This window comes from Aquirufa sp. (assembly GCF_044377215.1).
In the GTDB taxonomy this organism is placed as follows: Bacteria; Bacteroidota; Bacteroidia; order Cytophagales; family Spirosomataceae; genus Aquirufa.
Window position 1 is genome coordinate 26,892 of sequence record NZ_JBILJM010000012.1, and the last position, 20,435, is coordinate 47,326.

The 20,435-nt window shown below is 40.4% G+C and carries 18 protein-coding genes; 7 read left to right on the plus strand and 11 right to left on the minus strand.

The features are described 5' to 3' along the window. Nucleotide 1: 1 nt before the first annotated feature. The 3 genes from rpsR to ACIQ6T_RS05650 all read left to right on the plus strand — a co-directional run bounded on the left by rpsR (nucleotide 2) and on the right by ACIQ6T_RS05650 (nucleotide 3,001). A complete protein-coding gene (gene rpsR, locus ACIQ6T_RS05640; protein WP_395784934.1) occupies nucleotides 2–253 on the plus strand; it encodes a 30S ribosomal protein S18 in 252 nt (83 codons plus the stop codon). Nucleotides 254–291: 38 nt separating this feature from the next. Beyond that, nucleotides 292–735, plus strand: a complete 444-nt coding sequence (gene rplI / locus ACIQ6T_RS05645) for a 50S ribosomal protein L9 (protein WP_395784935.1) — start codon at nucleotides 292–294, stop codon at nucleotides 733–735. A 112-nt stretch (nucleotides 736–847) separates the two neighbouring features. Continuing rightward, nucleotides 848–3,001 (plus strand): sialate O-acetylesterase, encoded by a 2,154-nt coding sequence (locus tag ACIQ6T_RS05650; protein WP_395784936.1) that lies wholly within the window; start codon nucleotides 848–850, stop codon nucleotides 2,999–3,001. A 63-nt stretch (nucleotides 3,002–3,064) separates the two neighbouring features. Here ACIQ6T_RS05650 and ACIQ6T_RS05655 read toward each other — a convergent pair whose 3' ends face one another. Then, complete coding sequence (locus ACIQ6T_RS05655) at nucleotides 3,065–4,294, minus strand: isocitrate dehydrogenase (NADP(+)) (RefSeq protein ID WP_395784937.1); 1,230 nt, start codon at nucleotides 4,292–4,294, stop codon at nucleotides 3,065–3,067. A gap of 309 nt (nucleotides 4,295–4,603) precedes the next feature. Here ACIQ6T_RS05655 and ffh point away from each other — a divergent pair, with 309 nt between their 5' ends. Next, entirely contained in the window at nucleotides 4,604–5,938 is a 1,335-nt protein-coding gene (gene ffh / locus ACIQ6T_RS05660) for a signal recognition particle protein (RefSeq protein ID WP_395784938.1), read from the plus strand. 1 nt (nucleotide 5,939) lies between these two features. On the opposite strand, the gene ACIQ6T_RS05665 is transcribed toward ffh, so the two are convergent. From ACIQ6T_RS05665 to def, 3 genes are read right to left on the minus strand one after another with little or no spacing between them, the layout of a single operon-like run. Further along, nucleotides 5,940–7,574 (minus strand): hypothetical protein, encoded by a 1,635-nt coding sequence (locus ACIQ6T_RS05665; RefSeq protein WP_395784939.1) that lies wholly within the window; start codon nucleotides 7,572–7,574, stop codon nucleotides 5,940–5,942. A gap of 7 nt (nucleotides 7,575–7,581) precedes the next feature. Further along, on the minus strand, nucleotides 7,582–10,017 hold the full coding sequence (gene pheT / locus ACIQ6T_RS05670) for a phenylalanine--tRNA ligase subunit beta (protein ID WP_395784940.1): 2,436 nt from the start codon (nucleotides 10,015–10,017) through the stop codon (nucleotides 7,582–7,584). 9 nt (nucleotides 10,018–10,026) lie between these two features. Continuing rightward, complete coding sequence (gene def, locus ACIQ6T_RS05675; RefSeq protein WP_395784941.1) at nucleotides 10,027–10,599, minus strand: peptide deformylase; 573 nt, start codon at nucleotides 10,597–10,599, stop codon at nucleotides 10,027–10,029. A gap of 150 nt (nucleotides 10,600–10,749) precedes the next feature. Here def and ACIQ6T_RS05680 point away from each other — a divergent pair, with 150 nt between their 5' ends. From ACIQ6T_RS05680 to bioB, 3 genes are all read left to right on the plus strand, one after another. Then, nucleotides 10,750–11,367, plus strand: a complete 618-nt coding sequence (locus tag ACIQ6T_RS05680; protein ID WP_395784942.1) for an inorganic pyrophosphatase — start codon at nucleotides 10,750–10,752, stop codon at nucleotides 11,365–11,367. Between the two features lie 69 nt (nucleotides 11,368–11,436). Further along, nucleotides 11,437–13,212 carry a signal peptide peptidase SppA gene (gene sppA / locus ACIQ6T_RS05685; RefSeq protein WP_395784943.1) on the plus strand — a complete coding sequence of 592 codons (1,776 nt, stop codon included), beginning with the start codon at nucleotides 11,437–11,439 and terminating at the stop codon, nucleotides 13,210–13,212. A gap of 13 nt (nucleotides 13,213–13,225) precedes the next feature. Beyond that, on the plus strand, nucleotides 13,226–14,245 hold the full coding sequence (gene bioB / locus ACIQ6T_RS05690) for a biotin synthase BioB (protein ID WP_395784944.1): 1,020 nt from the start codon (nucleotides 13,226–13,228) through the stop codon (nucleotides 14,243–14,245). 10 nt (nucleotides 14,246–14,255) lie between these two features. On the opposite strand, the gene ACIQ6T_RS05695 is transcribed toward bioB, so the two are convergent. The 7 genes from ACIQ6T_RS05695 to ACIQ6T_RS05725 all read right to left on the minus strand — a co-directional run bounded on the left by ACIQ6T_RS05695 (nucleotide 14,256) and on the right by ACIQ6T_RS05725 (nucleotide 20,420). Next, nucleotides 14,256–14,699 carry a GNAT family N-acetyltransferase gene (locus tag ACIQ6T_RS05695; RefSeq protein WP_395784945.1) on the minus strand — a complete coding sequence of 148 codons (444 nt, stop codon included), beginning with the start codon at nucleotides 14,697–14,699 and terminating at the stop codon, nucleotides 14,256–14,258. Between the two features lie 101 nt (nucleotides 14,700–14,800). After that, entirely contained in the window at nucleotides 14,801–16,381 is a 1,581-nt protein-coding gene (gene rny, locus ACIQ6T_RS05700) for a ribonuclease Y (RefSeq protein WP_395784946.1), read from the minus strand. Nucleotides 16,382–16,441: 60 nt separating this feature from the next. Then, the gene (gene zapA, locus ACIQ6T_RS05705; protein WP_395784947.1) at nucleotides 16,442–16,732 is read right to left on the minus strand and encodes a cell division protein ZapA; all 291 of its coding nucleotides are present in this window, start codon (nucleotides 16,730–16,732) and stop codon (nucleotides 16,442–16,444) included. Continuing rightward, nucleotides 16,729–17,058 carry a hypothetical protein gene (locus ACIQ6T_RS05710; protein WP_395784948.1) on the minus strand — a complete coding sequence of 110 codons (330 nt, stop codon included), beginning with the start codon at nucleotides 17,056–17,058 and terminating at the stop codon, nucleotides 16,729–16,731. Before ACIQ6T_RS05710 ends, zapA begins: the two co-directional genes overlap by 4 nt. A 2-nt stretch (nucleotides 17,059–17,060) precedes the next feature. Further along, nucleotides 17,061–18,554, minus strand: a complete 1,494-nt coding sequence (locus ACIQ6T_RS05715; protein WP_395784949.1) for a lipopolysaccharide biosynthesis protein — start codon at nucleotides 18,552–18,554, stop codon at nucleotides 17,061–17,063. A gap of 39 nt (nucleotides 18,555–18,593) precedes the next feature. Next, nucleotides 18,594–19,358, minus strand: a complete 765-nt coding sequence (locus tag ACIQ6T_RS05720; RefSeq protein ID WP_395784950.1) for a LytR/AlgR family response regulator transcription factor — start codon at nucleotides 19,356–19,358, stop codon at nucleotides 18,594–18,596. Between the two features lie 3 nt (nucleotides 19,359–19,361). Further along, entirely contained in the window at nucleotides 19,362–20,420 is a 1,059-nt protein-coding gene (locus tag ACIQ6T_RS05725) for a sensor histidine kinase (RefSeq protein ID WP_395784951.1), read from the minus strand. Nucleotides 20,421–20,435 lie beyond the last annotated feature (15 nt).

Consider the following 20,435-nt stretch of genomic DNA (forward strand, 5'->3'; position numbering starts at 1 on the left):
GATGACATTAGTTAACGAACCTGTAGATAAAAATAGTAATCGCAAGAAGTATTGCCGTTTTAAGAAAGCTGGCATTCAATATATTGATTACAAAAACCCAGACTATTTATTGAAGTTGGTAAACGAGCAAGGTAAGATTTTACCTCGTCGGATTACGGGAACTTCTTTGAAATTCCAACGTCATGTGGCGCAAGCAATTAAGCGTGCACGTCATTTAGCCTTGATGCCATATGTGGCTGATGGTATGAAATAAACTGGGGTAACCTGATAAACATTTGATTGGTAAATAAGATGGAAATTATATTAAAAACGGATATTGCTGGGTTAGGATACAAGAACGACGTCGTTCCTGTAAAAGCTGGTTACGGTCGTAACTACCTTATCCCACAGGGATTTGCTGTGATGGCAACTCCATCCAATCGTAAAGTATTAGCGGAGAACATTAAGCAGGCGGCTCACAAAGTGGAGAAAATTCGTCAAGATGCTTTTGATTTAGCAGCAGCGATTGGAGAAATGAGTTTAACTATTGCGGCGAAAGCGGGTGATAGTGGTAAGATTTTTGGTCGTGTTACGAGTATCCAAATCTCTGAGATGTTGAAGGAAAAAGGCTTTGATGTAGATCGTAAGAAAATATCCTTTGATGCTGAAGTTAAGATGACGGGTGATTACACTGCGACGCTTGATCTTCATAAAGAAGTTAAACATAAAGTAGCCTTCTCAGTAGTAGGAGAATAAGCTAAATGCTTTTTTGATTAAAGTCGTACCGAATTAGTATTCGGTACGACTTTTTTCATTGTAGCTCCTGAGTATTTCGGTAAAATTGGTAATTTAGCAGTCACAATTTCTCATGATGAAACGAATTTTAGGTATATTTTTTTGTTTAATGCCCACCCTTCTTGTCGCGCAAGTAACGATTAGCTACCCGCATAACCGACAAGTGTTTCAGCGAAGTAATGCAAATGAGGCCAGTTTTTCTATTCTTGGGAATTGTGCGGTAAGCGCGACATCCGTGCAGGTTAAGTTGGTGCCCGTACAGGCCAACCAAGGAACTTTGGTCAATTGGACTTCGTTAGATTCGAATCCTGCGGGGGGACTTTTTCAAGGTCAAATTAAAGCTAAAGGTGGTTGGTATACCATGTGGATTCGAAGCTTAGTTAATGGTAAGGCATTGGATTCAACAGCACTTTCGCGTGTGGGTGTGGGTGAAAATTTCATTATTGCAGGGCAGTCGAATGCACAAGGTGTTTGGCGACCAGATGAAAAAGGTGCATCTGATGACCGTGTAAACTGTGCGAATGTTTACAGTTTTGAATTAGGAGAAGATAGTAATAATACAGATCATCGATTCTTAGGAACCTATAATTTAGATTTCCCCCTTACTGATTTTGTTCAAATGTCCAATAGGACTGCAATAGGTCCGATGGCTTTGTCAAAATATTATTGGGCACAGTTAGGAGATTCATTAGTAACTAAATTAAATGTTCCAGTATGCTTTTTAAACGTTGCTTGGGGCGGAACAAGTGTTCGAAATTGGGCAGAATCTTCTAGAGGCATTGCATCAGAAAATCCCTGGGTAGCGGGCCTGTATTATCCAGCCGGATTCCCATTCATTAATCTTAAGCGAGCAGCTGAAATTTATGGATTAAAATTGGGTATTCGTGCCATATTGTGGCATCAAGGTGAGACAGATACGTATCATAATAATATTGGCGAAAATAAATTCAAAGAATATCTTGGAGAGATTGTTTCTAATTTGCGTAAACAAACTGGAATATCAATCCCTTGGATAATTAGTGAGGTTTCTGCAATTTCATCTTATTTAAATAATGGATCGACATGTTCTCCAGTTTCGTTTAATAACGGAATAATATCTGCACAAAGGGCTTTTGTAAACGATCGATTATTTGAAGAAGTGTACAGTGGCCCAAACACAGATCAAGTAGAAATACCTCGATCAAATGATAGCTATGCTTCTTGCGTACACTTTACACCAAATGTGTATGGGCAATTGGCGGATTTATGGGAGGATAAATTAAATGCGTCCTTCTTTGCAAGTTCTAAGCCTATTTTGCCTGCTATTTTGCCAACTATCACTTTGCAATGTGGTCCAGCAAATGAACTTGTTGTATCCACTAAATCGAATTTTGCAAAAATACAATGGTTGAATAGTGCTGCATCAGTGATTAGTACACAGGCAACTAAGCAAACGTTAAGTCCTGGTAAATATTCACTACGATTCGAGGATGCACTTGGAAATGAGTTTAGCGTGCCTACTTTCGAGATTGCTAATTTAATTCCCCCGCAAGCCCCAGTCGTATTATCGAAAGGTGAATTAATTGCTTGCCTAGGTGGATCTGTTGAGTTAAGTGTCTCAGGTGGTTCCGGGTCTTATCGCTGGTCAACAAACGATACGCTTAAAGTAATCAAAGTGACAAATTCTGGCACATTTAATGTATCAATTACAAATAGTTTGGGTTGTAAATCTGCTCTATCTGCCTCCGTGCAAGTGTCCTTTTTAGACTTACCAGCGAAGCCTAGCTTAGCGATAGCAAGTCCATATTTTATTGCTGCAACGAATAAGCCCACAGGGATAGATTATATATGGAAGCAAGATGGACGCACCCTTGCTGAAACAGGTAGTCAACTACGCGTGAACACGAGTGGTACGTATTCGATTTCTGCAGCTAGGAAATATTCGCCAGCCATTACGTGTCTTTCACCATCAGCTGATGTACAATATATTTTACCCTCAGATGGTGGACTGTCAATTTATCCTAACCCGATCGCAAGTCCTGGCGCTACCATACAGTCTGTCTCAGATTTGAAAGGTGCTGTTTATACGATTTATTCTGTAGATGGCCGAATGGTAATGCAAGGGGTAATCCCCACAGATGGTGCCTTTTTGTTGCCTACAGGTACAATAGGTAAAGGAGTTTATAAATTAGTGCTATCGACAAGTTCAGGCATTTCGTACACCCGATCGATTCTGGTCAATGAATAAGTCGTCCATAAAAAAGCCATCTGTCAACTGACAGATGGCTTTTTTACTAAGAACTAATTTGAATTAAGCTAAAGCTACTTTCAAGTTTGTATCTAAGGCTTCTAAGAACTCTTCTGTGTATAGATAGTGTTCTCCATGATTCACTTTATTTCCGTGAATACAAACAGCCAAATCCTTCGTCATTTTTCCTGACTCAACCGTTGCCACACAAACTTTTTCAAGTGTTTGACAGAAATTAATCAAGGCTGAATTGTTATCTAACTTGCCACGGAATTCCAAACCACGTGTCCATGCAAAGATTGATGCGATTGGATTAGTAGAAGTAGGCTTGCCTGCTTGGTGGTCACGGTAGTGACGTGTTACCGTTCCGTGAGCTGCCTCAGCTTCCATAACTTTTCCATCTGGCGTAATCAATACCGATGTCATTAAACCTAATGAACCGAAACCTTGTGCTACCGTATCCGATTGCACGTCTCCGTCATAGTTTTTACAAGCCCAAACGAAATTCCCATTCCACTTCAAAGCAGAAGCAACCATGTCGTCAATTAAACGGTGCTCGTAAACGATTCCAGCTGCATCAAATTGCGCTTTGTAATCTGCTTGGTAAATCTCTTCGAAAATATCCTTGAAACGACCGTCGTATTTCTTTAAGATCGTATTCTTTGTTGACAAATATAATGGCCAACCTTTACCCAATGCCATATTGAAACATGAGTGTGCAAAGCCTTTAATCGACTCATCCGTATTATACATCGTTAACGCAACTCCATCACCTTTGAAATTATAAACCTCAAATGTTTGCGCTTCTCCACCATCTTCTGGTTGGAATGTAACCGTTAATTTTCCTTTTCCTTTGGTAACAAAATCAGTCGCTTTGTATTGATCACCAAAAGCGTGACGACCAATCATGATCGGCGCAGTCCAGTTGGGTACTAAACGTGGTACGTTTGCACAAACAATAGGCTCGCGGAAAACAGTTCCATCCAAAATGTTGCGTATTGTCCCGTTTGGCGATTTCCACATTTGCTTCAAATCGAACTCTTTTACACGTGCCTCATCGGGTGTAATGGTTGCGCATTTGATGCCAACTCCGTATTTTTTGATTGCCTCAGCAGCCTCAATCGTTACTTGATCATTCGTCTCATCGCGGTATTCTACACCTAAATCATAGTATTTGATATCTACATCAACATAAGGAAGAATCAATTTATCTTTGATGAACTTCCAAATAATACGAGTCATTTCATCTCCATCGAGTTCAACGACTGGGTTGGCAACTTTAATTTTTTCCATTTGAACGTTAAATTATTTTATGCGTTTAGATTAGCGAGGCTTCGCCTAACTAATCCTGCAAAGGTAAATAGGAATTCATTATTTTGAACTAAAAATGACGTATTTGCTCATTTTTTTTTGAAACTATCCCATAGCAAGGTTTTCTCAGTCAATAAAGAGTGATGTGTTTCTTGGTACTTAAGTGCATGTGTAGATTTGTAGGACAAAGTCGTAGCAAGTAGCCTGCAGTGGCACCGTTGAAATAAGACGATTTTTTTGATTAAATATTCACTTGAAAAATCGTAAATTGCATTCCTTTTTTAAGATACTATGTTTGAAAATTTAAGTTCCAAGTTGACGTCTGCGATGCGTACCCTCAAAGGGAACGGTCGGATTACAGACGTAAATGTCGCTGCTACAGTCAAAGAAATTCGTCGGGCCTTAATGGACGCCGACGTAAACTATAAGGTTGCCAAAGAAATTACGGATCGAATTAAGGATCAAGCGATGGGGCAAAAAATCCTTATTGCTGTTGAGCCAGGTCAATTGCTCGTCAAAATCGTTCAAGAAGAATTGACTCAATTGATGGGTGGCAGTAAACAAGACATCAATGTTAAAGGCGACCCAGCCGTTGTTTTAATTGCGGGTCTTCAAGGTTCAGGTAAAACAACTTTTTCAGGCAAATTAGCTCAATATCTCAAAAAAGGCGGCCGCAACGTTTTATTGGTAGCTTGTGATATTTACCGCCCCGCGGCTATTGACCAATTGAAAGTTCTAGGTGCCCAAGTTGATGTAGAAGTCTATGCCGAGCCCGAAAATAAAAATGCGGTTTCCATCGCGGAAAATGCGCTTTCTTACGCGCGGAAAATGGGTAAGAAAGTGGTTATTGTGGATACGGCAGGCCGATTGGCCGTCGATGAAGTAATGATGAACGAAATCGCGGCGGTAAAGGATGCGGTTAAACCTACAGAAATTTTATTTGTAGTGGATTCCATGACAGGCCAAGATGCTGTAAATACGGCAAAAACCTTTAATGAGCGCTTGAATTTTGATGGGGTTGTTTTAACCAAATTAGATGGTGACTCACGTGGTGGTGCAGCCCTATCCATTCGCCAAGTCGTTGATAAGCCCATTAAATTTATTTCCACAGGGGAAAAAATGGAAGCTCTGGATCAATTCTATCCAGATCGGATGGCGAACCGGATTTTGGGAATGGGAGACGTACTCTCACTCGTGGAACGCGCCCAACAGGCTTTTGATGAGGACGAGGCAGCGGCATTAAACAAGAAAATTCGTCAGAATAATTTCTCATTTGAAGATTTTTATACCCAATTGCAACAAATTAAGAAAATGGGGAATATCAAGGATTTGATGGGCATGGTTCCAGGTATGGGGCAGGCTGTGAAAGACGTTGATATTTCAAACGATTCATTCAAACCGATTGAAGCCATCATTCAATCCATGACTGCGAATGAACGTCAAAATCCAGATATCTTAAATCCTTCTCGCAAGAATCGTATCGCTACAGGTTCGGGAACTTCAATTCAACAAGTAAACAATTTGTTAAAGCAATTTGAAGATATGCGTAAGATGATGCGAATGATGAACAAGGTACAAGACGGGAAAATGAAGATGCCAAATCTTGGAGGTATGTTTAAGCGCTAATCTAACGACGTATTTCGTGCATTTGCGCTAAGCGATACAGTTTATTTTTTCCTGATTTCTGATTCAAAAGAAATAATCGGTAGACGCCTGCCTCGATTCCATCGGTATACAATTGAGCTATCCCGTAGTTTGATAAATAGTGTCCTTCTTGAATCAGTTTGCGCAATGAACCCTTTTTAAAGTTAATGGCCACTGTGTAGATTTTGTTCGTTTGATTATGTTGCAACATAATATACCAAGCATTATCCAATGTGTTTTCGCCCTTGAAATTCGGAAAAAGTAAATAATCAAAGCGTTTAATCCAAACCGCATCCCGCTCACGAATAGACGTCTCATGGCGTTCCACTAACATGCTTTCGGCTAATTTCCACGTAGGTATATCAGACGAAAAATAGACCAAATCTTTCTTTGCTAAAATTCCAGGCTCTTGATCTATATAATGCAATTGAAACGCATCTTGTACGATTTTTTGGTCATTAATAAACACTTGGGGCACATTTCCCAACACGCGCTGATGGCGAATCCAATTATCATTGTCGGCCTGATTTACTTGAAACCTCGCTACCATTTGCGCCGAATGGTTATGATAGGACATAAAACAAAAGGCTAGAGAAAGCAGGCTTGTGCATGTAAAAATCTTTTTTCTAAATCGTGGAAATTGAGACAAACTCAGCGCATAAAGACTTATCAGGGCAAATGGAGCATATATAAAATACCGACTGCTATTGTAATTTGTCCAATCATTTGAGCTTCGTGGAATGGCTATAATTAAACATGTGCCAACGATAAATAGAAATAGGTACGAAAAAAAGTTGCGTGCTTTTTTGAAAAAAAAGAGGTAGGCCCAATAGCCAAATAAGAGAGCGCCCAATCCGATACCTGCTTGTAAATTTCCTCCTGATAAATCTAGCGCACATGCTCCTAAAATCCCCAACGCATAATTGGCAATGTAGCCTACATTAAAGTCAAATTTTGCTTGTTGGCCAAATACATAATGCGGCAAAAGTAATCCCACATAAAGACCGATTCCAATTCCCCAAATAATCAAATCTTTATAGCGTTTGGCGAAAATTAGATAGGCGGCAAGCACGACAAATAGTACGATACCATTACCGAAGGTAAAACCAGCTAATATGGACCAAAATAGCGCTAATTTTAAGTTGTTTTTCTCCAATGCCACAAGAGACAAACAGACAAAAAGGATGATATTGATATGTTGTAGGCCCGTGATGGCCCAATTTGACACTTCGAAATATTGCGGTTGGAATAGGATAAATCCTACAGGAATGAAATAGGGAAATGCAATTTTTAATTTTTGAAACTGCGTAAATACTAAGTAGAAGCATCCAGTCAGGGTTACTGCGCTCCACATGATAAGTTGCTTAAAATTGACCGATCCATGTATGAGCTGATTTACCCACGTTGCGATGCGAGGAATAACAATGGCATGATCATTATCTACACGAAATAATTGATAAAATAAGTCGGAGCCTGATCCTTTGGCGTGGATAAATTCAATGAGTGAAACATCATCTTGAACCGGAAAGTTAAAGCTAAACCTATTTATGTACGCGAAATAAAGTATGGCTTGTCCGATGAAAAAAACAATCGAAAGAAGGAATACTAATTTTTTCATAGCCGGGCTATTTTCGAATAAGCGCGTTCAGTTCTTTTTCGAATCGAGTAATCAGTCGGTCCATCGTTGCGTCGATTACTTTATCGGTTAAGGTCTGATTTTCGTCTTGTAGAATAAAACTAACTGAGTATGATTTTTTTCCTTCGCCTAGGTTTTTGCCAACATACACATCGAAAACGGACACATTTTTCAAGATTGCTTTCTCCGTTTGTTCAGCGACGCGTTGTATCGCTTGAAGCGTTACGCTTTGGTCAAGTACGAGCGATAAATCACGTCGAACTTCCGGAAATTTCGAAATTTCTTGATAAACGAAATTGCCTTTCTCTTGTTTCACCCAAAAATCCCAATCAAAATCGGCCATAAACGCCTCTTGCTTCACGTCAAATTTTTGGGCTAGTTTTGGGTTGATTAGGCCAAATTGCACGCAGGATTTTTTATTCACCGAAATTTGTAATCCGTAAGCAAACACATCCGAATTTTCGATGGTCGAGGTTTCAAATTGCGCAATGCCTAACTGCTTCATTGTGTTAATAACCGTGGTGTACAAATGGTGTAATTGACTTTTTTGAGCAGTTTGTGCCCATGTTTCTCCATCCTGTAAACCACTTGTATAAAGTGCTAAATGCCTTTTTTCAATGTATTTAGTCCCTTTTTTATGATACGTTTTTCCAAATTCAAAAAGCTTCAAATCTTTTTGACGGCGATTAATATTGTGCGCTAGAACTTCTAAGCCGTGAAATACCATGTGCTGGCGCATTACGCCAAGGTCTTCTGAAAGGCGATTTAAGATGTCGACCGTTTCAAAAGTCAAATCTTTCTGGATCCATTGATGGTAATCCCCTTTGGTCAATGAATTGCTAATAATTTCCTGGAATCCTTTTGCCGCTAAACTAATCGCGGTGGTTTGTTGGACCTTCTCTTTGTCCAACAACGGAAATTCAGAAATAAAATGGGCACTCAGATGTTCTGATAATGGGATATTATCCAACCCATGAATACGCAAAATTTCCTCTATAATGTCCGCTTCACGCGTAACATCCACACGATAGGCGGGAGCAATCGCAGTGAAACCTTCTGCTTGATTATTTTCAATACCAAAATCTAGGGCGACTAAAATCTCTTTAATGCGATCTGCACTTAATTTGACACCCATGAGTTGGTGCACCCGAGCAATCGAAACAGGAATTTTAGCAAGCTCAACTGGACTTGGGTATAGGTCAACGATGTTCGAGGTAATCTTTCCACCTGCAAGTTCTAAAATAAGTTTAGCCGCATATTTCATGGCAAATAACTTCGCTTCAATATCGGTTCCACGTTCGAAACGGAATGAGGCGTCCGTTTTTAGGCTGTGCAATTGAGCGGCTTTTCGAACGCGCTCTGGTTTAAAGTAAGCTACTTCTAGGAATACACGGGTGGTTTCAGGTTGAATGCTTGAATGTTCACCACCCATTACGCCGGCGATACCGATCGGGCCAGCGGTATCATAAATCATAATTTCTTCGCCCGTTAAGGTGCGTTCTACGCTATCTAATGTTGTGAATTTCGTATGAGCAGTAGCCGTTTTTACAATCAGTTTCCCTCCTTTAATTTGTCTCCAATCATAGGCGTGCATGGGCTGGCCTAGTCCATGGCAAATAAAATTGGTGATATCCACGATGTTATTGATCGGCCGCAATCCTATAGCGGATAGACGTTCTTGCAACCATTCAGGAGAAGGGCCAACTTTTACCCCGTCGATACTTAGACCACAAAAGCGACCGCAGCCGTCATCTTCAATCTGTACGTCGATGGGAAATTCGTTTGAATATATATCTAAAGAATCTACAATAGGAAGGGTGATTTCAATTCCGCTAACGGCTTTGATATCACGCGCCACTCCCCAGTGAGAAGCCGCATCCGCCCGATTGGGTGTAAGGCCAATTTCCAGCACTAAGTCAGAAGCAATATTAAAATATGTTGCGGCAGGTGTGCCATTTGGTAAATCCGTATGTAAGATTAAAATGCCATCATGCGACGTTCCTATACCGATTTCATCTTCCGCGCAAATCATCCCCTCAGACGGCTGGCCATATACTTTGCGTTTTTCTATCGTAAATAAGGCTTTCCCTTCTTGATCGAATAAGGTTGTACCAGGAGTGGCAACGATAACTTTTTGGCCAGCGCCAACATTACTAGCTCCGCAAACTATGGTCAGTATTTCATCAAGACCCGCATCTACAGTTGTAAGGCTGAGTATCTTTTCTTTAACTTCAAATTTTTCACAGGTGAGTACCTCGCCTACGACAAAGCCGCGCAAACCGCCGGGTATTTTCTCGTGAGCTTCGATACCTTCAACTTCGAGACCGGTATTGGTCAAAAGGACATCTAGTTCTGCCGGACTACCTTGTTCTGGAAGTTTAGATAGGTCAATAAAATCGCGTAACCAATTGATAGAAATCTTCATTGTAGAGAATTAGCGGGGGAATTTCATTTTATAATCGACAGAAACCTTACCGCGGGTAATGTCACCTAATTTATTTTTAATCATTCGTTTACGTACCACGTTTAAATGGTCTGTAAACAAAATACCTTCGATGTGATCGTATTCATGTTGGATAATACGCGCTGCTAGGCTCTCAAATATATCTGTACGTTCTTCGCCTTTTTCGGTCCAGTAGTGAATTTTGACATATTCTGGACGAAATACTTCACCGCGTATCCCGGGAATCGATAGGCAGCCTTCTTCGAATCCCCATTCCTCGCCTGTCTCATCTAAAATAGTTGCGTTTACAAAAACTTTTTTGAAATCAATTAATGACGAATCGATGTCTTCGTCCTCTTCTCCTTCGTTCATGGGTCTGCCATCTACAACAAAAAGGCGAATATTCATGCCAATTTGTGGAGCAGCTAAACCTACGCCGCTTGCCGCATACATGGTCTCGAACATATCTTCGGAAAGTTTCACCAAGTCCATACTGCCAAACTCGATCGGCAGGGCAACTTTGCGAAGGACAGGGTCTCCATAGGGAATGATTGGATATATCATGGGCGTATAAAATCAAACGGCAAATTTAGCGATTTTTCATGGAAAGCATAGCGGATACTGCCGATGAATTGAAGGACAATCGCCTGAATTTCCTTATTTTTTTGTAATTTGCGCCCTTAATTGACCTGAGTTGAGTAAACAAAAAATTAAATGAATCGTAACTTTTTTAAAGCACATCCTTGGCATGGAATCCAAATAGGGGAACAAATGCCGGAGCAAGTAACTGCGTTTATTGAAATTGTGCCCACGGATACCGTCAAGTACGAGATTGATAAACAAACGGGATATTTGAAAATAGATCGGCCGCAGAAGTTCTCTAATATCGTTCCTGCGTTGTACGGTTTTTTACCGCAGACGTATTGTGCAGATGGAATTGCGGAGTTAGCGCGTAAATATTCAGGGAAGGACATTAAGCAGGGCGACGGAGACCCGTTAGATATTTTGGTGCTTTCAGAGCGTGCGATAACGCATGGTGATATTTTGTGTCAAGCGATTCCTATTGGTGGTATTCGAATGATTGACAAAGGCGAGGCAGATGATAAAATTATTGCAGTCTTGAAGGATGACCCAATTTATGGAAAATGGAGGGATATTTCGGATGCACCAAAGGATATTGTGCAACGCTTACGTCATTATTTTTGGACGTATAAAATGTTACCTGGTGAAACCACTTCGAGTACGGTGGACATTGATGATGTTTATGGACGTGAGATTGCGCATGAAGTAATTCGTCAATCGCGGGAAGATTACCGTAAAAACTTTGGATAGGCCATTTGACCTATTTTTTATCAAAATTTCGGAATGATTTCGAAATTCGTTTTTTCTAAATGATACCTTATGTGGCAATTTGTTAAATATTCGTTTGCAACTGTGGTGGGATTATTTCTGTTCCTGATAGTCACTTTGTTGATTGTTGTTGGCGTAGGTTCCGCTGTTAGCAGTTCAGAATCTGAGTTTGTAGTGAAAGATAATTCGATCTTGAAACTCGATTTTAATCGGCCTATCGTAGAAAATGCTTCTACAGAGGACAGTCCTTTCAGTGATATTCCAAATCCATTTTTTTCAAATACAGATAGGTTAGGCCTAATTCAGGTTCTTTCTGCGTTAGAGCGTGCACGTGTAGATCCTAAAATTAAGGGGATTTACCTCGATGTTAGTTTTCCGCTTGCTGGATATGCTCAATTGTCTGAGATTCGCGATGCGCTAGCCAAATTTAAGGAATCAAAGAAATTCATATATGCTTATGCGAACTCATACTCGGAAAAAGGCTATTATATGGCATCTGTGGCCGATAAAGTATATTTGAACCCAGCGGGAATTCTTGATTTTAATGGAATTTCGGTTCAGTATATGTTTTTCAAAAAAGCATTTGATAAGTTGGAAATAGAACCACTCGTATTTCGTGTTGGTCAGTACAAGTCGGCTGTTGAGCCGTTTTTGCGCGAGGACATGAGTCCGGAAAATCGAATGCAAACACTTTCATTTATTCAATCAATAAATAAGGAGATTTTCAAAAAGATTTCGCTTAGCAGGAATATTTCAATGGATCGCCTAAACACGATTGCGGATTCGTTACAAGCGATGGATCCGATAAAGGCCCAAAAAGCTGGCTTATTGACAATAGGTTATTGGGACGAATTCGAAGGCCAAATGCGTATTGCGACAAAAAAGAAGCCGTCAGAAGATTTGACCTATGTGAAGTTGGCCGATTATTTAAAGGCGAAAAATCCGATTGCTGAAGTTGAAGGAACAGCCAAAATTGCGGTGCTTGTAGCTGAAGGGGAAATCGTAGGAACGCGTGGAGGCGACGGGACGATTGGTTCAGATGATTTTGTCAAGGAGTTACGGAAGTTACGCGATAATAAATCGGTGAAGGCGATTGTTTTGCGCATTGATTCCCCAGGGGGCTCTTCTTTGGCATCTGATATAATGTGGCGTGAAATTATATTAGCAAAAAAAGTTAAACCAATTATCGCGTCTATGTCTACCTACGCGGCATCTGGCGGGTATTATATGGCGATGGGAACGGATGTTATTGTAGCGCAGCCTACCACAATTACGGGATCTATTGGAATTTTTGCTCAGTGGTTAAATTTAGATAATTTCTTTAAAAATAAACTTGGGATAACGCAGGATCACGTGAACACGCATGCGCATTCGAACTTTTTAAGCTCAGCGAGCACATTATCTGATTTTGAAAAATCAGTCGTGCAGCGTATGGTTGATCAAGGTTACGAATCTTTTACCTCAAAGGCTGCGGCTGGTCGAAAAATGTCATTGGCTCGATTGAAATCAATTGCGGGTGGCCGTGTTTGGACAGGTGTTCAGGCTAAGCAAATCGGGTTAGTAGATGAGCTGGGTGGCCTCAATCGGGCGATTGAAATTGCTGCAGACCGGGCGCGCATGCAACCTGCATCTTATAAAGTTCAGGTTTATCCGAAAGCTAAATCATTTGTTGACGAACTTGTTTCATCTGCATTTTCTGAGTCATCGATGCAAGAGCGTTTCGTGCGTGAGCACATGCCGTGGACAAAATCTATTTGGGAGCTGGATCGCATGAAGAAAAGAGAAGGGTTTTTGGCATTAATGCCTTATATGATTGAATTAGATTAGACATATTGATGACATGATTAGAAATAATTGGACACGTGAAGAGGTTGAGCAAATTTTCAACCAACCGTTTTTAGATTTAGTATACCAAGCTGCGACGGTGCATCGCCAATACCATGATCCCAATGAAGTACAAATTAGTACGTTGTTATCGATCAAAACAGGAGGATGTCCAGAAGATTGTTCTTATTGTTCGCAAGCTGCGCGCTATCATACCAATGTAAAGGTGCAAAAATTATTGCCCTATGAGGAGGTAATTCAAGCAGCTGTTCGTGCGCAGGAGAATGGTAGTTCTCGTTTTTGCATGGGTGCTGCTTGGCGGGAGGTGCGGGACAATAAAGATTTCGACCGTGTATTAGCTATGGTGAAAGGTGTTAATTCCCTCGGAATGGAGGTTTGTTGCACGCTAGGTATGTTGTCAGCGGATCAGGCACAAAAGTTGAAAGATGCGGGATTATATGCTTATAACCACAACATTGACACGAGTGAAGAGTATTATGAAGATGTAATCTCAACGCGGACGTACGATGATCGTCTAGAAACATTAGGGAATGTACGCAAGGCTAATTTGTCTGTTTGTTCAGGTGGAATTATTGGAATGGGGGAGTCAATCGCCGATCGAATTGGGATGTTATTGACTTTGGCTAATTTGCCAGAGCATCCAGGTTCTGTACCTGTAAACAATTTAGTGCCAGTGGAAGGGACACCATTTGAAAATCAAAAGACGGCTTCGGTTTGGGAGTTAGTCCGTGTAATTGCGACGGCACGTATCATGATGCCAAAATCTGCGGTTCGTTTGTCGGCCGGACGCTTGGAGTTGAATTACGAAGGACAAGCTTTTTGTTTTATGGCTGGGGCTAATTCAATCTTCTCAGGAGATGTGTTATTGACAACGCCTAATCCAGACGCAAAGTCCGATAAAGAGTTGTTCCAAATTTTGAGTATCAAGCCGAAAGAGGCCTTTAAAGATGAGAAGAAATCAGGGATTGAATTCAATCAAATCCCAAGTGCTCAGGGGCTTGAACATAACCATTAATTTTAAAGCGCTATTCTGAAAGGGGTAGCGCTTTTTTCATGCGGTAATGTTGAATCTCGCCAAATAACAAATACGATTTTTCTATAATCGAATACCCGATGCTTTCATAAAAAGGCACGGCATTTTCGCGGGCTTCAAGTATAATTTCTTGCCAGCCTTTTTCCATTGCTACCTTTTCCAAGTAACTCATTATCAGTTTTCCAATACCTTTGCCTTGTTGGTCCGTTGCCACCGCCACGCACCTAACCTGCCCTTGTCGAACGGCTGATTCGTGCATACGAGCCACGCCGAGTACTTTTTCTGATTCACCTATGGCCATGGTATGAATGGCGGATGCTTCATCGGCTAAAATTTCAGATCCGTGTGGCTGATCCCAAGGTTCTCGTAGAACTGAGAATCTCAGGGCATAATATGCCTGCCAATGTTGCGCTGTTGTAGGTGTGATTAAAATCATAAAAACGGTAAACGCTGCCGGGGTTGAAGACCCCGGCAGCGTTAGCAAAAATAGGTAAAAATGTCGAAGGTGATTTACCGTTCAACAAATTATCAAGAAACTTATTTAGCAAAATTCACGGCTCTCATTTCACGGATTACCGTTACCTTGATTTGGCCAGGATATTGCATTTCTTTTTCGATTTTTTGGGAGATGTCAAATGATAAATTAGATGCTTTTTCATCACTTACATGTTCCGCATCTACTAAAATTCGTAACTCACGGCCTGCCTGTATCGCATAGCATTTTTGAACACCTTGAAAAGATGTAGCAAGCGCCTCCAAATCGCGAAGACGTTTCATGTACGATTCCATCATTTCTCGACGCGCACCTGGGCGCGAGCCTGAAATCGCATCACAAACTTGGATAATGGGTGAAATCATGGAGGTCATTTCACACTCATCGTGGTGCGCACCGATTGCATTGCAAACTTCTGGATGCTCTTTATATTTTAGGGCTAACTCCATTCCCAATAAAGCATGCGGTAGTTCTGGTTCTTCATGCCAAACTTTACCAATATCATGCAATAATCCAGCACGCTTCGCAAGTTTAGCATTTAGTCCTAGTTCGGCAGCCATGGTTGCGCATAGTTTAGCTACTTCGCGTGAGTGCTGCAATAGGTTTTGGCCATATGAAGAACGGAAACGCATCCGACCAATCATCTTGATTAATTCTGGATGCAATCCATGAATACCTAATTCGATAACTGTTTTTTCACCGATTTCGATAATCTCGTCATCGATATTCTTTTTAGTCTTATTGACTACTTCTTCTATACGTGCTGGGTGAATACGTCCATCTTGTACCAAACGGTGTAAAGAAAGACGTGCGATTTCCCGACGAACAGGATCAAAACCTGAGATGATAATTGCCTCAGGAGTATCATCTACGATAAATTCAACACCTGTAGCTGCCTCCAGTGCACGAATGTTACGTCCTTCCCGTCCAATAATTTTTCCTTTAATATCGTCTGATTCAATATTGAAAACAGATACGCAGTTTTCAATAGCATTTTCTGCTGCAGTCCGTTGGATCGTTTCAATCACTACTTTCTTAGCCTCTTTTGTGGCTGTCAACTTAGCTTCCTCAATTGCCTGTTTTACGATTGAACTAGCTTTTGATTCTGCTTCCGCTTTCAAGGCATCGATTAGTTGTTGGCGCGCCTCATCTGCCGAAAGATTTGCAATTTTCTCTAATTGATTGATCTGATTCGCTAACATTGCTTCTGCCTCAGCGCGAACCTTTTCTACATCCTCAAATTTTTTGCGGTAATTTTCTTCTTTCGTTTGGATGCTTTGCTTTTGCGATTGCAATTCTTGATCTGCAATCCGTTGCTGCTCTTGTTGCTGAGCTAAGGTACGTTCTTTCTCACGTAATTTTTGTTCATTTTCAATCAGAATCCCTTTCTTTGCTTGCGTCTCTTCCTCAAATTCACCACGCAAACGAAGGAAGTTTTCCTTTGCCTCGAGCATCCTGTCCTTCTTTAAGTTTTCAGCTGCAAAAGAAGCATTTTTTAATATTTCATCCGCTTTGCTTTGGGCATCCGCTTCTAAATTTTTATTCACTTTGGAAAAGAAAATTTTTCCGGCAAATACCCCACCCGCAAGTGATAACAAGGGGATAATAAGCGATAATATAGTCATAGAACGATTGTTTTGTTAAACATTAGCGCTCTGTCAACTGCCCAAAAGAAGAAGGTTTTTTTATAAGGTAAATTCAGATACCAGTTCGATTAACTGACTATTTTCCGAATGAACATTGTTTTGCAATTCTTTGCGTTCCGAATCAAATTTTATACCACACATAGCTAAATCCAGCGCCACTAAGGCCATTACTTTATTGGGATCCGTGCTGTTTGTCTCTTTCTCGTAAAATTTAACTAAGCGGTTCACTATGACTGCCGCGTTTCGCGTACATGATTCTTCCTGTTTACTTACACGCAGGGAGACATTTTGTATCCCCAATAATAAGTTGCAAGGTAGCTTTTCACTCATGGTTTGCGTAATTGCTCAATACAATGATCTATAATTACTATATAACTATCTAACTTTTTCTTCAGTTCAGCTTTCGAGGCCTCTGTGTTGTCTTTACTAGTCACAAGTTTACCAATTTTATCTGATTTTTTTAAGCTTTTTTCATATTCTTTTGCTTTGGCTGATACGTCAACTAGTAGTTTTGATTTTTCTTCCAACGCTAAATTCGCAACTTTTAAATCATTTTCTAGTTGGACAATCGTTTTCTCTGTCTCATCTAAACGCGCAAGCATCTGGCCGATTTTCAGCTTTAAAGTCAAATATTGAGTCCGTAATTCCTGCTTCATACTTACAACTTCAAGTGAGGTTTTCCTGCTCGCCAATTAAATTCATATAGCCCAATAAACACAATAACAATGATTAGGCCCAAATTTGCAGTGATTAGTGGTACTGAAATCCAATCTAACCCTCCTGCGTAAATGCAAAATCCACCTAAAACTAAGTAAGCTAGGTCACTTTTCCATCTGTAAGGTGCCGGAGCATATTTCTGCCCCCCAATAAAACTTAAAACTGTCATCACAATGCTAGATGCTAAGAATGAGTAAGCACATGCCATGTAACCATATACCGGTATAAACAAGATGTTGCCCAACAAGGTTACGCCTAATCCCATTAGGGTTATGATCGTTCCATAGTAGGTTTTATTGGTTTGTTTGAACCACACCGACTGCGTATAATAAACGCCCAGGAATAAATTGGCCAGTAACAAAATGGGTACGATTCCGATACCTTCCCAATAGATTGATTGGCGTAAAAATAAGGTCTTAATCCAAAAAAGATTAACAGAAACGCCAACCCACAAAAGCGTACATACGATGACAAACCAATGCGTCACTAAAGCTAAATTTGATTGGCTATTACTTTCCGATTTCTTTCCTAGAAAAAAAGGTTCTGCTGAGTATTTGAACGCTTGAATAGCCAAACTCATAAAAACAGAAAGCTTGTAGCAATTCCCATAAATTCCCAGCGCATCCTGTGACGTTTTACCTGGATAAAATCCTGTGGGTAAAAATTCCTCAAGCAACAATCGATCAAACATTAGATTGAACATCGCAGCCAAACTCATGAACATGATCGGGTACGCATAGATCCACAACCCCTTAAATTCGGCCCAATCCCAGCGCCAACGATACGCTTTAAACTCATCTTTGAGCCAATAAAATAAACTTGCATTCGCAATTAAATTCGCCAAAAATATATATCCTGCACCAATTCCCGGCACATACAATTCTTTGAAAAATGAGGGTAACGTTTGCCCAAAATCCCCCGTATGTATCGGCTTTAAGACCAATAAAAACAGTAGGTTTAGCCCCACGTTCACGAGGATTGAAACGATTTTCGCCGTGACAAATTTTTTGATTTTTTGTTCAAGTCGAAGTTTGGCAAATGGGATCGCCGTGATGGCATCAATCGCTAGAATTAGGGCAAGCCAATTGAGAAAAATTCCTTTTCCGGGATACCCAAGCGACTGCATGATCGGTTCCGCGAAAAAAAATAATCCTAGGGTAAAAGCCCCCGAAGTTGCTATAATGGCCGTTAATATCAGTTGGTAATATTTCTCAGGGGCTTCTTTGGCAAACCGAAAATAAGCGGTTTCCATGCCATATGTGTAGAGGATATTAGCGATGGCCATGTATCCATATAGCTTTACGTTGATACCAAGCTCAGCGGGAAGAAATGCCCACGTATGAACAAAAACAAGTAGGAAATTTAGCGATCGTCCCAGGATTGTACTGAAACCATAGGATAGCGTTTCCCCGGCAAGTTTTTTAAGTATGGACATAAAGCTAATTTCACCAAAGATTCAAAGTTACGTAAATCTTTACGTTTTTTGATACCCAATCGTTTGGTAGAACTGTTCTGAATAACTGTCGCTTAACGGGATGTGATTTTCCCCAATTTTTACTTTCTGATTTCGAATGGATTCGATTTTTTTAAGCGAAACTATATAGGATTTATGGATACGCAAAAACGAATCTGCCGGGAGCTTTTCTGCGATTAGCTTCATCGTCATCCGACAAACCACCGGAAATTTTTGAGTCCGTAAATGTATTTTGATGTAATCTTTGAGGCCTTCAATATATAAGATGTCATCGAGCATAATTTTCATCAAGGAGTAATCAGCATGTATGAAAATATAGTCAACTTTCGATTCACTTACCGCTCCTTGAACTTGGAGAGCTAATTTACTTTTGTAGAAATCCAAGGCTTTATGAGATGCCTTCAAGAATCGCTCAAACGAAATAGGTTTCAACACATAATCGATGACGTCTAGATTAAATCCTTCGACCGCATATTGCTGATAGGCAGTAACGAAAATAACCATAGGTTTATGAGTTAATCCCTCTAAAAACTGAACACCTGTTAAGCCAGGCATTTGAATATCCAGGAAAATAAGGTCAACTGGATTATTTTGTAAATACGCAATAGCTTCGAATGCATTGCGGCAACGCGCCTCCATCTTTAGAAAAGGGACTTTGGCAATATTGTCTTCTACTAAATCCAATGCCAAACTTTCATCATCAATCGCGATGCAACGCAAAAGTGTACTCGGCAACTCATTAAATTGCTCTTGAACCTCTTCCATGATTTATACGTGTTTAATCATTAGTGCTACCCGATAAGTTCCATCCTCTTCCATAATGTCCAATGTATGCGTTTCAGGATACAATAACTCTAGCCTACGTCGCACATTCGTTAGCCCAATGCCTGAACTTTCATCTTTATGTTCCGTCACGTGTTTACTCACTTGATTGGTTACTTCAAACGTTAAGGCTTCAGGTGTATCGATTAGGCGGATTGAAATGGTTGGATTTGTCACCATGCCCACTCCATGTTTGAAGGCATTTTCGACAAATGGAATCAGTAACATTGGTTCGATTGTTCCCGAAGGATTGGTCGAATTAGACTCATAATTGATTTGAATATCCGTTCCAAATCGTAGCCTTTGCAATTCAATATAGGATTCCAAATAGTTGTCCTCCTTACTGATTGCTACCTTGGAGTCAATTGTTTCATAAATCATGTAGCGCATCAATTCGGACAATTTAATGATCACAGGTTCGACACTTTCTGGCTTTCTACGCGAAAGCGAAACAATGCTATTGAGCACATTGAACATAAAATGTGGGCTAATTTGCGAGCGCAGAAAAGAAAGTTCTGACTTTAAGCGTTCATTTTCCTCTTCTTTTTTAGCTTCTTGTTCGTGTAAGTTGTCTGAAAGAAAGCGGTAACTAATCCCAATGGCTATGATGAATAAATATTGGAAAATGATACGTAAATACGTAAAGCGTTTCATGCCGCCACCGCCCCGACGAGGTCCAACCTCACGATTTGGGAAAAGTAGGTCAAAAATGATATCATTTAGCCAAACCATGATGAAAAATCCTAAAACTAAAAATCCCAAATACAATAAGATATTATATTTCTTGAGCACTTTGGGGATTAATACCTCTGTATTTATATAGAATATAGGAATATTGGCTAGTCCAAAAACAAAGAAAAACAAGTTCCACTGAAAGTGACGTTGCATCTCAGCAGGATCTGTCGACTGAGAACTCGGGCCCAAGAGTATCGGTAAGGCTAATAAACAGGCCCAAAATAGCAGGTGAATTAAGATGGACCGCGTAGTTAATTTACTTTTGATCATTTTGTCGATGCCTAA